13 protein-coding genes and 1 pseudogene are annotated in these 11890 nt (G+C 71.1%); 6 read left to right on the forward strand and 8 right to left on the reverse strand.

What is annotated here, in order from left to right; all coding sequences use genetic code 11:
- A pseudogene (locus tag DCI01S_RS14895) lies at positions 1-597 on the reverse strand (fatty acid desaturase); the annotation flags it as partial.
- A gap of 136 nt (positions 598-733) precedes the next feature.
- The gene (locus DCI01S_RS14900) at positions 734-1759 is read right to left on the reverse strand and encodes an LLM class flavin-dependent oxidoreductase (protein ID WP_061229956.1); all 1026 of its coding nucleotides are present in this window, start codon (positions 1757-1759) and stop codon (positions 734-736) included.
- Between the two features lie 66 nt (positions 1760-1825).
- Here DCI01S_RS14900 and thiM point away from each other — a divergent pair, with 66 nt between their 5' ends.
- From thiM to DCI01S_RS14915, 3 genes are read left to right on the forward strand one after another with little or no spacing between them, the layout of a single operon-like run.
- Positions 1826-2686 carry a hydroxyethylthiazole kinase gene (thiM, locus tag DCI01S_RS14905; RefSeq protein ID WP_082767854.1) on the forward strand — a complete coding sequence of 287 codons (861 nt, stop codon included), beginning with the start codon at positions 1826-1828 and terminating at the stop codon, positions 2684-2686.
- Positions 2683-3486 carry a thiamine phosphate synthase gene (locus tag DCI01S_RS14910; RefSeq protein ID WP_061229957.1) on the forward strand — a complete coding sequence of 268 codons (804 nt, stop codon included), beginning with the start codon at positions 2683-2685 and terminating at the stop codon, positions 3484-3486. The genes thiM and DCI01S_RS14910 overlap by 4 nt, the downstream gene beginning before the upstream one ends.
- A 10-nt stretch (positions 3487-3496) precedes the next feature.
- Complete coding sequence (locus tag DCI01S_RS14915) at positions 3497-3847, forward strand: VOC family protein (RefSeq protein ID WP_082767855.1); 351 nt, start codon at positions 3497-3499, stop codon at positions 3845-3847.
- 25 nt (positions 3848-3872) lie between these two features.
- On the opposite strand, the gene DCI01S_RS14920 is transcribed toward DCI01S_RS14915, so the two are convergent.
- The 4 genes from DCI01S_RS14920 to DCI01S_RS14935 all read right to left on the reverse strand — a co-directional run bounded on the left by DCI01S_RS14920 (position 3873) and on the right by DCI01S_RS14935 (position 7450).
- Complete coding sequence (locus tag DCI01S_RS14920) at positions 3873-4553, reverse strand: potassium channel family protein (RefSeq protein WP_061229958.1); 681 nt, start codon at positions 4551-4553, stop codon at positions 3873-3875.
- Positions 4546-5922, reverse strand: coding sequence for a TrkH family potassium uptake protein (locus tag DCI01S_RS14925; RefSeq protein ID WP_061229959.1), 1377 nt, complete (start codon positions 5920-5922; stop codon positions 4546-4548). Before DCI01S_RS14925 ends, DCI01S_RS14920 begins: the two co-directional genes overlap by 8 nt.
- An 86-nt stretch (positions 5923-6008) precedes the next feature.
- Positions 6009-6953, reverse strand: coding sequence for a sigma-70 family RNA polymerase sigma factor (locus tag DCI01S_RS14930; protein WP_061229960.1), 945 nt, complete (start codon positions 6951-6953; stop codon positions 6009-6011).
- Positions 6950-7450: a carboxymuconolactone decarboxylase family protein gene (locus DCI01S_RS14935; RefSeq protein WP_244881760.1), complete on the reverse strand. Its 501-nt coding sequence runs from the start codon at positions 7448-7450 to the stop codon at positions 6950-6952. The genes DCI01S_RS14930 and DCI01S_RS14935 overlap by 4 nt, the downstream gene beginning before the upstream one ends.
- Positions 7451-7582: 132 nt before the next feature.
- Between DCI01S_RS14935 and DCI01S_RS14940 the strand changes: the two genes are divergently transcribed.
- A complete protein-coding gene (locus DCI01S_RS14940; protein WP_007625866.1) occupies positions 7583-8212 on the forward strand; it encodes a DUF1707 SHOCT-like domain-containing protein in 630 nt (209 codons plus the stop codon).
- Positions 8213-8374: 162 nt separating this feature from the next.
- On the opposite strand, the gene DCI01S_RS14945 is transcribed toward DCI01S_RS14940, so the two are convergent.
- Positions 8375-9742, reverse strand: coding sequence for an MFS transporter (locus DCI01S_RS14945; protein WP_061229966.1), 1368 nt, complete (start codon positions 9740-9742; stop codon positions 8375-8377).
- Between the two features lie 153 nt (positions 9743-9895).
- Here DCI01S_RS14945 and DCI01S_RS14950 point away from each other — a divergent pair, with 153 nt between their 5' ends.
- Both DCI01S_RS14950 and DCI01S_RS14955 read left to right on the forward strand, forming a co-directional pair.
- Positions 9896-10306 (forward strand): PPOX class F420-dependent oxidoreductase, encoded by a 411-nt coding sequence (locus DCI01S_RS14950; protein ID WP_061229961.1) that lies wholly within the window; start codon positions 9896-9898, stop codon positions 10304-10306.
- A gap of 104 nt (positions 10307-10410) precedes the next feature.
- Positions 10411-10983, forward strand: a complete 573-nt coding sequence (locus tag DCI01S_RS14955) for a peroxidase-related enzyme (protein WP_007625856.1) — start codon at positions 10411-10413, stop codon at positions 10981-10983.
- Positions 10984-11055: 72 nt separating this feature from the next.
- Here the strand turns inward: DCI01S_RS14955 and DCI01S_RS14960 are convergent, their stop codons facing one another.
- A complete protein-coding gene (locus DCI01S_RS14960; RefSeq protein WP_061229962.1) occupies positions 11056-11760 on the reverse strand; it encodes a superoxide dismutase family protein in 705 nt (234 codons plus the stop codon).
- Between the last annotated feature and the right edge of the window lie 130 nt (positions 11761-11890).

The following is an 11890-nucleotide window of genomic DNA, read 5'->3' on the forward strand; positions in this document are numbered from 1 at the left end:
GCGGCGGTCCTCGGGGGCGGCGTCCCGGTCGAACGCGTCGCTGAGGGTGACGGCCTGCAAGCCGATCCCCCACTCGAAGCCCGCCATCAGGGCGGCGTTGACCGCCATGTTGGCGAGGAACCTCGGCTCCCACGGCACGTCGCGGGTCACGCGCAAGACGCCGAACCCCACGTCGTCGTCCATCCCGACGATGTTGGTGAACTTGTGGTGCAGGTGGTTGTGGGTGTGCTTCCAGTCGGCGGAGCTGCCGACGAGGTCCCATTCCCAGTTGGTCGAGTGGATCTCCGGATCGTTCATCCAGTCCCACTGGCCGTGCATGACGTTGTGGCCGATCTCCATGTTCTCGAGGATCTTGGCCACCGCCAGTGTGCCGGTCCCGAGCACCCACACGGTGCGGTTGCGCGCACCGAAGTACAACAGGGCGCGTGCACCCAATTCCAGTCCACGCTGCAACTTTATGACGGAGTGTATGTACCGGTAATCACGCTCCCCGCGCGACTGGATGACCCGGGCGCGGATGGCGTCGAGTTCCCGCCCGAGCTCCTCGATCTGGTCAGGGCTCAGGTGGGCGTATTCGCCGACGTCGGAGATCGCCATGTGCCCACAGTAGGCGCGCCACGGCGCCCGCGGCTACGGCTCGGAGCCGGGTCGGCGCCGTATCGTGATCAAGCGCACGCGACGCGACCACACCAGCCACTCCAGGCGCGTCGTTCAGTGGCCCCGGCCGCGCGCATCAGTCATCCCACGCGCGACGCAACACCTCCAGCGTCCCGTGGATCCGCTCGACCGTCGATCCGACAGGCGCGATCATCAACTCGTCGGCGCCCGCGCGTCGGGCGAAGTCGGAGAGGTAGTCGCGCACCGCGGCGCCGTCGCCGCACGCGGTGTAGGAGATCATGTGCAGGATCTGGCGGCCGCCGGCGGACTCCATGATCATGTCCAGCTCCTCGTCGCTGAACTCGCGACCGCGGCCGGCCATGAGCTTGACCCGCTGGCGGCGGTACCACTGCAGTTCGCGCCCGGCCCGCTCGGCGTCGTCGTCGGCCACCACGTTGACCGCGGCGATCATGTACGGCTCGGCCAGCTGCTCGCTGGGCTGGAACCGCTCGCGGTACACCGCGGACGCCTGCTCCAGGGCGTCGGGCGCGAAGTGGGAGGCGAACGCGTAGGGCAGTCCGTAGGCGGCGGCGAGCTGCGCGCCGAACAGTGACGAGCCGAGGATGTACAGCGGGATCTTGGTTCCGCGCCCGGGGATGGCGGCGATGCCGCGGGTGCGGGCGAAGTCGGACGGCGAATCTCCGAGGAAGGCCTGCAGTTCGCGCACGTCGTCGGGGAAGTTCTCGGCCGCGGACGGCTCGCGGCGCAGCGCGCGCAGCGTCTGCGGGTCGGTGCCCGGGGCGCGTCCCAGTCCGAGGTCGATGCGGCCGGGGTGGAGCTCGGCGAGGGTGCCGAACTGCTCGGCGATCACGATCGGCGCGTGGTTGGGCAGCATCACGCCGCCCGAGCCAAGCCGGATGCGCTCGGTCCGCGCGGCGATGTGCGCCATGAGCACCGCCGGCGCCGACGAGGCGATCGACGGCATGTTGTGGTGTTCGGAGTACCAGACCCGCTCGTACCCCAGCTCCTCCGCCTTGCGCGCCAGTTCGACCGAGTCCTGCAGCGCCTCCCCCACGGTCTGCCCGGGGCGGACGGTCGCGAAGTCGATCACGGACAGGGGCAGGGCGCGGGCGCCGGGGGCACCGGTATCAGGGGACGTCATGCCCCGTACAACCGGCACCGGATGCGCGCTATTCCTGTAGCGGCCGGTCGGGGGCACACTGGGGGCATGCCCACCGCCGCTGACCGCGCCGACGCCGGCGCCGCCGACAGCCCCGCCGACGTCGCCCGCCTGGTGTCCCTCATGCGCGAGACGGGCCCGCTCGTGCACTGCCTGACCAACTCGGTGGTCCGTCAGATCACCGCCGATGTGCTGCTCGCCGCGGGCGCGGCGCCCGCGATGGTCGATCACCCCGACGAGGCCGGCGACTTCGCCGCGATCGCCTCGGGTGTGCTCGTCAACGTCGGCAATCCGACCGCCGAGCAGGTCGAGGGCATGCACGCCGCGATCTCCTCCGCCCGCGAGGCCGGGACCCCGTGGGTGCTGGACCCGGTCGCGGTGGGCGGGCTCGTGCTGCGGACCCGCCTGTCCACGGCGTGGCTGGAGTCGGGTCCGGCCGCGATCCGGGCCAACGCCTCCGAGACCATCGCGCTCGCCGGCACGGGGGCGGGCGGCCGGGGCGTCGACTCGACCGAGGAGGTGGCCGCCGCGGAGCCCGCCGCCCGGGATCTCTCCGCGCGGTCCGGTGCGGTGGTGGCGGTGACGGGGCCGCGGGACCTCGTCGTCACACATCACGACGGCCTCGAGCGCGCGACGTGGGTCGAGTCGGGTCACCCGTTGCTGCAGAAAGTCATCGGCACGGGGTGCGCTCTGGGCGCGCTCACCGCGGCCTACCTCGGGGCGGCGCGCGCGGCCGGTGCCAACGACCACGACGCGGTGGTCGCCGCCCACGCCCACGCCGGGGCCGCGGGGACGGTCGCCGGCCGCACGTCCGCGGGGCCCGGCAGCTTCGCGGTGGCGTGGCTCGACGCGCTCCACACGCTCACCCCCGAGGACATCGCGGGCCTGGTCACGGTGACGGCGGAGTGAGCGACGCGCGGCCCGACCGTGCCGTGGGCGAGGCTCAGCGCGACCGCGGCGCCGGCGTCGACTGGCGGCTCTACCTGGTCACCGATCCGCACCTCGGCGGCGGGCGCGACGCCGTGCCGGGGATCGCGTACGAGGCGGTGCTCGGCGGGGTGGGCGTGGTCCAGGTCCGGGACAAGGAGGGCGACGACGACGAGTTCGCCATCCACGCCGTCGCCGTCGCCGAGGCCGTTGCGAGGGCCTGCACCGAGACGGGCCGGGTCGTCCCGGTGTTCGTCAACGACAGGCTGGACGTCGCGCGCGAGCTGGGTCTGCACCTGCACGTCGGGCAGCGGGACATACCGTTCGCCCGGGCCCGCTCGGCGATGCCGGACCACCTCATGGTGGGGCTGTCGATCGAGTCGGATGCCCAGCTCGGCGCCGCGTTGGCGGGCCCGGGGCCGGTGCCGGACGTGATCGGGGTGAGCCCGGTGTGGGCCACGGCGACCAAGACCGACACCGCCGCCGCGCTCGGGCCGGAGGGGGCGGACCGTCTCGCCCGCGCCGCGCACGCTCACCGCTCGGGCGGCGGCGGTGTTCGCGAGGCGGACGGTGGAGTCGGCGGCGCGGCCGGCGGTGTCCGCGCGGTCGGGATCGGCGGGGTCACGCCGGCGACCGTCGCGCGGCTGGCGGCCACCGAGCTGGACGGGATCTGTGTGGTCTCGGCGATCATGGCCGCCCCGGACCCGCGGGCCGCCGCGGCGGAGCTGATCGCGCGGTGGGAGGCCGGGAAATCACTCCCTCCCAAAGGTGAGCCCGCGTAGCGTCTGAACCGTGAAGAAGAGGACGCCGCTCGAGATCACTTCAATCGAGTTCCCCAGCACCTCCATGCCCGCGACCGCCGAGTTCCTGGAGACCGTGTGCGGCTGGTCGCCCACGGTCTACGGGACCTCGTTCACCAGCCTCACGGGAGGCGGCGTGGACGTGGGCATCCAGGGTGACATCGACGAACAGTCCCCTGCCCCGCTGATCGTGATCCGCGTGGCCGACCTCGATGAGGCGCGGCAGCGGGTCGAAGAGGCCGGCGGCACGGTGACCTTCGGGCCGATCGACTTCCCCGGTGGCTGCCGCTTCCACTTCCGCGAGCCGGGCGGCAACGAGCTGGCCATGTGGGTGGCCCGCTAGACCGACCGGGACGTCGGTCGAGCCCTCACCGCTTCTGCTCGGAGTAGTCGGCGAAGCGTTCGAGGTCGCGAACGTGCCCTGAGACGATGATGACGTCATCTGCGCCGATGATGGTCTCCGGCTGCGCGTACTGGAACGGACCGCCCGGTGTCTTGATGCCGACGATGTTGACCTTGTGCCGTCTGCGGGGATGGCAGTAGTCGATCGAGTGGCCGATGACGTCCCTCGGTGGCCGCATCTTGACGATGGCGAAGCTCTCGTCGAACTCGATAAAGTCCATCATCTGATTGGCCACGAGGTGGGCGACCCGGACCCCGGCGTCGTGTTCGGGGAACACGACATGGTGGCAGCCGATACGGGTGAGGATCTTCCCGTGGGCCTGGTTGATCGCCTTGGCCCAGACCTGGTTGATACCGAGGTCGACGAGGTTCACCGCGACCAGCACGGACGACTCGATCGACGTGCCCACTCCCACGACTGCGGTGGAGAAGTCCCGGGCGCCGAGCTGCTGTAGCGCCTCGATGTCCGTGGCGTCCGCCTCGACGACGTGGGTCAGGGCGTCCGCGTATCTCTGGACGAGTCCGTGGTCGCGTTCGACCGCGAGGACCTCCCGGCCCTGTCCGACGAGTTGGGTGGCGAGGGAGACGCCGAACCGGCCCAGGCCGATGATGAGGACTGGGGACTGGCGGCGGGTGCGATCAGCCAATGATCGGCCTCTCTGTGGGTAGGCGATACCTGGTCCGCTTTGCTCGCATGGTCAGCGCGGTGGCGAAGGTGATGATGCCGACTCGTCCGGCGAACATCAGCCCGGACAGAACGTACACCCCCGCCGGCTCGAGTTCAGCGCTGAGACCTGAACTCAACCCGCAGGTGGCGAAGGCGGAGATGGACTCGAACAGGGGGCGCCCGAGTTCCTCTCCGGTGAGGATCATCAGGGCCAGGGCGGAGCCGGCGACCAGCGTGAGTCCCATCCCGGCCACGGACACCGCGACCCGGATCGACGAGGTGGGCAGCGCGCGCCCGTGTGCCGTGGCGTCCTCCCGGCCCCGGGCCTCGGCGAGGAAGGCCAGGAAGATGACGGCCAGGGTGGTGACCTTGACGCCGCCGGCGGTCGAGACCGAACCGCCCCCCACGAACATCAGGGCGTCGGTGATGAGCATGGTCGACGCGGTCGTGTCGATGGGGTCGATGATGGCGAAGCCCCCGGAGCGCATCATCACCGAGGCGAACACCGACTGCTGCAGCTTGTCGGCCACGCCGTCTCCGCCGAGGGTCGCACCGTTGCTCCACTCCAACGCGGCGAACCCCAGGGCACCGACGAGCATCAGGAGCACACTGACCTCGACCGTGAGTCGCGTGTGGAGATTCCAGCGTCCGAGGTGCCACTGGTGCTTCCACAGCACCAGGAGAACGGGAAAGCCGAGGCTGCCCAGGAACACAGCACAGATGAGCGCCCAGAACACGACCGGATCGTCCGCCACCGGCGCCAGGCCCCCGGGGTCGAGGACGAACCCGGCGTTGTTGAACGCGGACACGGCATAGAACACGGCGTGCCAGAGCCCGTCCCCGAACGATCCGTGGTGGGCGATGAGACGGGGTGCGAGGACCAGCGCGATGACCAGTTCCACCAGGGCGGAGGACACGACGATCGTCGTGATCAGCGATCGGACCTCCCCCAGTCCGCCCGCCGACATCCCCGTCTGTGCGAGGAGCCGCGTGCGGACGCCGAACTGTCTGGTGACCGACAGGGCCAGCAGAGACGAAATCGTCACGATCCCCAGGCCACCGACCTGGATGCCCGCGAGGATCACCACCTGACCCGCCGGAGACCAGTGCGTCGCGGTGTCCACCGTCGTCAGGCCGGTCACGGACACCGCGGAGGTGGCGGTGAAGACCGCGTCGTGCAGGTACGCCGGATCGTCGGAGGCGGTGGCCCACGGCATCATCAGCAGCACCGTGAAGACCACGATCGCCGCGGCGAACGCCAGCAGCGCCGAGCGGGCAGGTGAGCTGTACGTGAACGCGCGGACCGCCCGTGCGCCCGAGGACAAGACGCCCGGGATCGTCGAGACCATGTCGAGAGAGTAGACCCGGCACACTCCGCTCGCCGGAGGCGCCCGGGGACAGGCGGCGGACGACCGGCGATGCGCGGCGGGCGGAGTCAGCCGCCCGCCGCGAATCCCTCGGGAACGGCCAGGCGCGTGAGCTTGTCCGGGTTGCAGTGGAAGTACAGGCGGTCCACACGGCCGTCCACCACCCCGACCTGCACCACGCGCAGGACCCCGCGGGACACCACGGCCAGCGCGACCTCGCCGTTGACCTCGACCGGCGCGACCGCTCCCTCGGCGAGCTCCATCGCCTTGACCAGGAAGTACGCACACTTGCGGGCGCCCACGATGTCGCGCCGGGCGGCGTTGACCTTGCCGTTGCTATCCGACAGGACCCGCGCGTCCGAGGTGAGCACGGCGATCGTCTGCTCGAGGTCGCCGGACATCACGGCCTCCACCAGCCGCGTGATCAGCTCATCCGGCGCGGGCTCGGGCGGGCGCACGTCGGTCTGCAGCCTGTGTCGGGCGCGGCTGACCCACTGGCGCACGGTGGGCACGGCGGCGTGCAGCGCCTCGGCTATTTCCGCGTAGGGCAGTTCATAGGCCTCACGCAGGACGAAGGCGGCCCGCTCGTCGGGTCCGAGCTGCTCGTACGCCAGCAGGACCGCGATCCGCAGCTGATCCCGCTGCTCGGCCAGCTCGGCCGGCAGCAGCGCGGTGTCGACGGGTTCGGGCAGCCACGCCCCGATGTAGTCCTCGCGCTTCCGTCGCCGGAGACGGTCCAGGCACAGTCGGGTCGCGACGGTGGTCAGCCACGCCTCGGCGTTGCGAGGCGCATCCGCCGGGTCGAGCGCCACGAGTCGGGCCAGTGCCTCGTCAGCGGCGTCCTCGGCGTCCGCCCAGGTGCCGGTGATGCGGTAGCCGATCCCGAGCAGGCGCCGGCGGATTCGCTCGAGCGCCGCCCGGTCGAACGGGGCAGCGCCGGGCGGGGCCGCGCCGGGCGGGGCGGCCTGCTCGCCTGTCGATGCGCCCGTTCCGGCGAGGACGCCCGCGGTCATCGCGGCCTGGTCGGCTCGAGGTCGCTCGGGATCAGCCCGCGTAGCGACCCCGGGTCCTTCCGGGTGGCGATCGCTATGCGGTTCCATGCGTTGATGGTGACGACGTCCATCAGCACCTGTCCAGCCCCGCTCTCACCGCGGTAGCGCGCCACCTCGTTCCACACCTCGTCGGGGACGGACTCCTCGCCGTCGATGCGGGTGACGGCGTCGGCGAACCGCAGCACCGCCTGCTCGTCCGCCGCGAACTCGTCGGTGTGGGAGGCCCAGTCCTCGGCGGCCGCGATCCGGTCGGCGCTCCACCCGTCCTTGCGGGCGTCGCGGCGGTGCATGGCCGCGCAGTAGCGGCAGCCGTTGACCGCCGAGACGCGCAGGCGGATGAGGTGACTGTCGTCCCGTGAGACCCGGGCCCGGGTATAGGCCTCGAGCGCCAGCATCGACGTCATGGCGCCTGCGCTGACCTGCTTGCGCTGGTCGTTCCTGCTCCGTGGTGTGCTCATGTCCTGTCGACGCACGAGCATCCGGAAACGTGACACCCCCGCGGCGAACTCGTCGGAATCCACGACCCCGCCTCCGCGAATCGGGGCGATCCCCTATGGTGCGGGCGCGCCAGCGGTCATAGCCTGGAAGGCATGGCCGAGCCCGACGACCTGCTGCTCTCCGACGCCGAACGGCTGCACGCCCTCACCGTGCTCGGCGACCACTACGCGTCCGGGCGCCTGGACGACTCACAGTTCCACGCCCGGTCCGGCGACGTGGCCGCGGCCCGCACCCTCGCCCAGCTGCGCGACTCGTTCGCCGACCTGCCGGGCGGGACGCCGCTGACGTCGGTGGACGGCATGATCGTGCAGTCGGCCACGGCGGGCGGCGGGGAGGTCGCGCTCTCGTCGTCGTCCCCGTCGTCTCTCGTGCCGGCTCCCACCGGCGCGCGGACGCCGGCCACCCGCGACGCCGACGCCGACCTCGAGGACCTGCGCCGCCGCGGCAAGCTGGTCGAGTCGCTGGACGGCGTGGTGATCGGGCTGACGCTCATCACGTTCCTCGTCCTGCAGATCGTCGTGGACTGGCAGTACGCGTGGATCGTGTGGCCGTCGCTGGTGCTCACGCTGGGGATCCCGCGGCTGGCGCTGCGGTTCACCGATTCCGACGAGAAGACGTACGAGAAGCTCAAGAAGGCCGACGAGAAGGCGCGCGAGGAGAGGCTGCGGGCGGCGTCGGAGCGGATTCGCGAGCTGGGCGACAGGCGCGAGAAGCGCGACTGAACGCCGCGCCGACCCGATGAGCTCGGGCGGCGGCTGGCTTAGCGGAGCGCGCGACGACCATCGAGAAGACAGTTCGGCACAAGGCCACTCGGCCGATACGGGCGAAACTGTCTTCTCGACGACAGCGGGTGACCGCGCGGCGCGCCGTGACCCGGCACGGGGTCAGGTGTCCTCGAGTGCGACGCCCCTGCGCTCCGGGAGAGTGAAGGCCGCCAGGGCGGCGACGACGAAGGCCGCCGCGAACACACCGAAGACCATCACCGTGTCGCCCAGATCGAGCAGGAACGGGACGAGCAGTGGCGCGATGATGGAGGCGATCCGCCCGAACGCCGCCGCTGCGCCGGTGCCGGACCCGCGGGTGGCGGTCGGGTAGAGCTCGGGGCCGATCGCATAGAGGGCGCCCCACGCGCCGAGGTTGAAGAACGACAGCGCCATGCCGGCGGCGATGATCGTGGCCGGGGAGTCCGCCAGACCGAACAGACCCGCCGACACCGCCGAGCCGACGAGGAACACCGCGAGCGTGACCCGCCGCCCCCACACCTCGATGAGCCAGGCGGCCACGGCGTAGCCCGGCAGCTGGGCGAGCGTGATGATGAGCGTGTAGCCGAACGACTTGACCAGGTCGAAGCCCTGCGAGACGAGCAGGCTGGGCAGCCAGATGAAGGCGCCGTAGTAACTGAAGTTGATGCCGAACCACACGATCCACAACGCGGCGGTGCGGCGACGCAGGCGCGGGGACCAGATGGACTCGCCCGACTCGGCAGGCGCGGCGGATGCGGTCTCCGGCGCGGTCGCGGCGGCCTCGGCGTCAGACCGACCGGTCGCGGGGACGCCAGCCGCGGCGACGGGCGGGGGTGTGACACCCGCGGAGGTCTCGTACTCGCGGACGATCCGCTCTGCCTCGTCGCCGCGGCCCCGCGACTCGAGGTAGCGCACAGACTCAGGCAGGCCGAAGCGCACGACCAGTGCGTACGCGGCCGGGACCAGGCCCACGGCGAGCGCCCAGCGCCATCCGTCGTCGCCGACCGGCACCACGAAGTAGCCGATAAGCGCCGCCATGATCCAGCCGACCGCCCAGAACCCCTCGAGGATCACCACCACGCGTCCGCGGATCCGGCGCGGCGCGAACTCACTGACCAGCGTCGACGCCACGGGCAGCTCGGCGCCCAGGCCCAGCCCCACGATGAAGCGCAGGACGATGAGCATCGCCACGCCGGTCGACAGGGCCGCCGCTCCGGTCGCCAACCCGTAGACCAGGAGCGTCGCTGCGAAGACCTGCCGGCGGCCGATCCTGTCCGCGAGCAGTCCGCCGAACGCGGCGCCCAGGGCCATGCCGACGAAGCCGATGGACCCGATCCACGACAGCTCGGTGGGCGTGAGCGACCAGTGGACGGCGAGTGCCGCCATGACGAAGGAGATCAGCCCCACGTCCATCGCGTCGAGCGCCCAGCCGATGCCCGAACCGAACAGCAGTCTGCGGTGCTTGCGGGTGAACGGCAGGCCGTCGAGGCGCTCCGTGCGGGTCGTCATGTCGGCCACGCTACTTGCCACGCCCGGCGTGTCAGAGAGCCTCCCGGACTGAACAATCCCCGGATCCCAGCGGCGGTCGCGGCAACGCTCTTAGGCGGCCGGGCGGCCCGGACCGGTGGAGAGCCGGGAGGAAACGCAGCACACTTCTCTGGTATGAGCGCCACGCCCCTGGATGACGATGTCCGCGACCTGCTCCTCGAGCCCAACCCGTGCGTGATGGCGACTCTGCGCAAGGACGGCTCGCCGGTGACTGTGCCCACGTGGTACCGGCTGGTCGACGGCGACCGGATCCACCTCAACCTGGACGCCGGCCGGGTGCGGTTGCAGCACATCCGCCGCGATCCGCGGGTGGCGCTGTCCGTCATCGCCTCCGAGGATTGGTACACCCATGCGAGCATCCAGGGGCGGGTCACCGAGATCGCCGACGACCCGGACCTGTCCGGCATCGACGCCCTCGCCCGCCACTACACCGGCGAGTCCTACCCCACCCGCGACCGGCCGCGCGTGAACGCGTGGGTGGAGATCGAGCACGTCCACGTCTGGGGCAGGCTCCTCGACAACTGACGTGGCGGGGGCCCGCGGGGGCAGGACTGCGGCATCGCCCGCGACGAGGGCGTGGCCGTCCTACGCTGAGGTCACCCCTCACCCCTCGACGCCCGGAGGCCCTCATGTCAGACCGCTATCCCCTCGCCGAACTCGCTGATCTGCCCGGGGACCTTCGCGAGCGCATTCTCGCCGAGCAGGAGAAGGCGGGGTTCGTCCCCGAGGTGTTCCTGATGTTCGGGCGGCGGCCCGCCGAGTCGCGGGCGTTCTTCGCCTATCACGACGCTCTCATGGAGCGCGAGGGCAACCTGTCCAAGGCGGACAAAGAGATGATCGTGGTGACCATCTCCGGGCAGAACAACTGCCTGTTCTGCGTGGTAGCCCACGGGGCGATCCTCCGGATCGTCAAGAAGGCTCCGCAGATCGCCGACCAGCTGGCGGTGAACTACCGCAAGGCTGATCTGACCCCTCGGGAGCGGGCGATCTGCGACTTCGCCACCAAGGTCAACCTGCGCTCGGACGAGCTGTGCGACGCCGACTTCGCCGCCCTGCACGAGCACGGCCTGGACGACGAGGACGCGTGGGACATCGCCGCGATCACCGGGCTGTTCGGGCTGAGCAATCGCCTCGCCAACGCCACGGACATGCGTCCGAACCCGGAGTTCTACCTCATGGGCCGGGTGCCGCGGCAGAAGTAGTCGCTCGCCGGGGACCGTGCGCCGGTGACCGCGGGACGGTCGCCGGCGCACGGGCAGCTGAGCTCCGGCCGATCAGTTCTGCTCGCTCACCACGCCGCAGGCCACGCGGCTGCCACCGTCGCCGGCGTTGCGGGTCTCCTCGTCGGGCCCGTCGGGCGCGTAGCGCTCCGGGATGTTGGCGAGATTGTCGGAGTTCTCGTGGATCATCACGGCCGAGCCGTCGTCGTCCAGGAGCAGGTCTCTGTCGAGTCGGTCGGTCAGCGTCATGATGCGGGCCGTCCCGTCCTCGGTCACGAAGAGCGGTGGGAGGTCGCCGGCGTGCTCGGGATGGCCCGCTTCGCCGTCGGGGCCGGCGAGGTGACCGCCCGCGGACAGGAACGCTCCCTGCTCGCCCGGCTCGTTGGGGTTCTCACTGTCCGGCTCGCAGAGCCCGATGCCATGGATGTGGAGGCCGTGGAACCCGGGCGTCAGGTCGGTGGCGTCGACGGTGACGAGCGTCCCGCCGCCGGCCTCGGCGAACTCCGCCGTACCGCGGGCCTCGCCCTCAGTGTTGACCAGTTCGGCAACCGCGAAGACCTCGCCACCGTCGGTGCCTCGATCCGCGACGCCTTCGGTCACGGTTGTCGTCGCGGTCTCCCGGGGCTCGACATCGCCCTGAGCCGCCGGCGAATCCTCCCCGGTGCCGCATGACGCGAACAGGAGCACGGATGCACCGAGGGCGGCCAGTGGCATTTTCTTGCGCGAAAGTCGGGCAATGGACACGGTGCGTTCGGTCATGAAACCTCCTCGGACGGCGTCGTGTGCATCACGGTACCGAGAGGCACCGGTGCTGCAACCGCCTTGCGCGACAGCGATTCTCGGCCCGGCCGCGCAACCGGGGCGCGTTAGCACAAAGTAAGCGCGTTCT

It is taken from the genome of Dietzia cinnamea NBRC 102147, assembly GCF_001571065.1.
Taxonomy (GTDB): domain Bacteria; phylum Actinomycetota; class Actinomycetes; order Mycobacteriales; family Mycobacteriaceae; genus Dietzia; species Dietzia cinnamea.

Excerpts from the sequence above, each read along its gene's own strand:
- DCI01S_RS14900 (WP_061229956.1), bottom strand. The coding sequence starts at position 1,759 with ATGACGTCCCCTGATACCGGTGCCCCCGGCGCCCGCGCCCTGCCCCTG.
- thiM (WP_082767854.1), top strand. The coding sequence starts at position 1,826 with ATGCCCACCGCCGCTGACCGCGCCGACGCCGGCGCCGCCGACAGCCCC.
- DCI01S_RS14925 (WP_061229959.1), bottom strand. The coding sequence starts at position 5,922 with ATGGTCTCGACGATCCCGGGCGTCTTGTCCTCGGGCGCACGGGCGGTC.
- DCI01S_RS14930 (WP_061229960.1), bottom strand. The coding sequence starts at position 6,953 with ATGACCGCGGGCGTCCTCGCCGGAACGGGCGCATCGACAGGCGAGCAG.
- DCI01S_RS14935 (WP_244881760.1), bottom strand. The coding sequence starts at position 7,450 with ATGAGCACACCACGGAGCAGGAACGACCAGCGCAAGCAGGTCAGCGCA.
- DCI01S_RS14940 (WP_007625866.1), top strand. The coding sequence starts at position 7,583 with ATGGCCGAGCCCGACGACCTGCTGCTCTCCGACGCCGAACGGCTGCAC.
- DCI01S_RS14945 (WP_061229966.1), bottom strand. The coding sequence starts at position 9,742 with ATGACGACCCGCACGGAGCGCCTCGACGGCCTGCCGTTCACCCGCAAG.
- DCI01S_RS14950 (WP_061229961.1), top strand. The coding sequence starts at position 9,896 with ATGAGCGCCACGCCCCTGGATGACGATGTCCGCGACCTGCTCCTCGAG.
- DCI01S_RS14955 (WP_007625856.1), top strand. The coding sequence starts at position 10,411 with ATGTCAGACCGCTATCCCCTCGCCGAACTCGCTGATCTGCCCGGGGAC.
- DCI01S_RS14960 (WP_061229962.1), bottom strand. The coding sequence starts at position 11,760 with ATGACCGAACGCACCGTGTCCATTGCCCGACTTTCGCGCAAGAAAATG.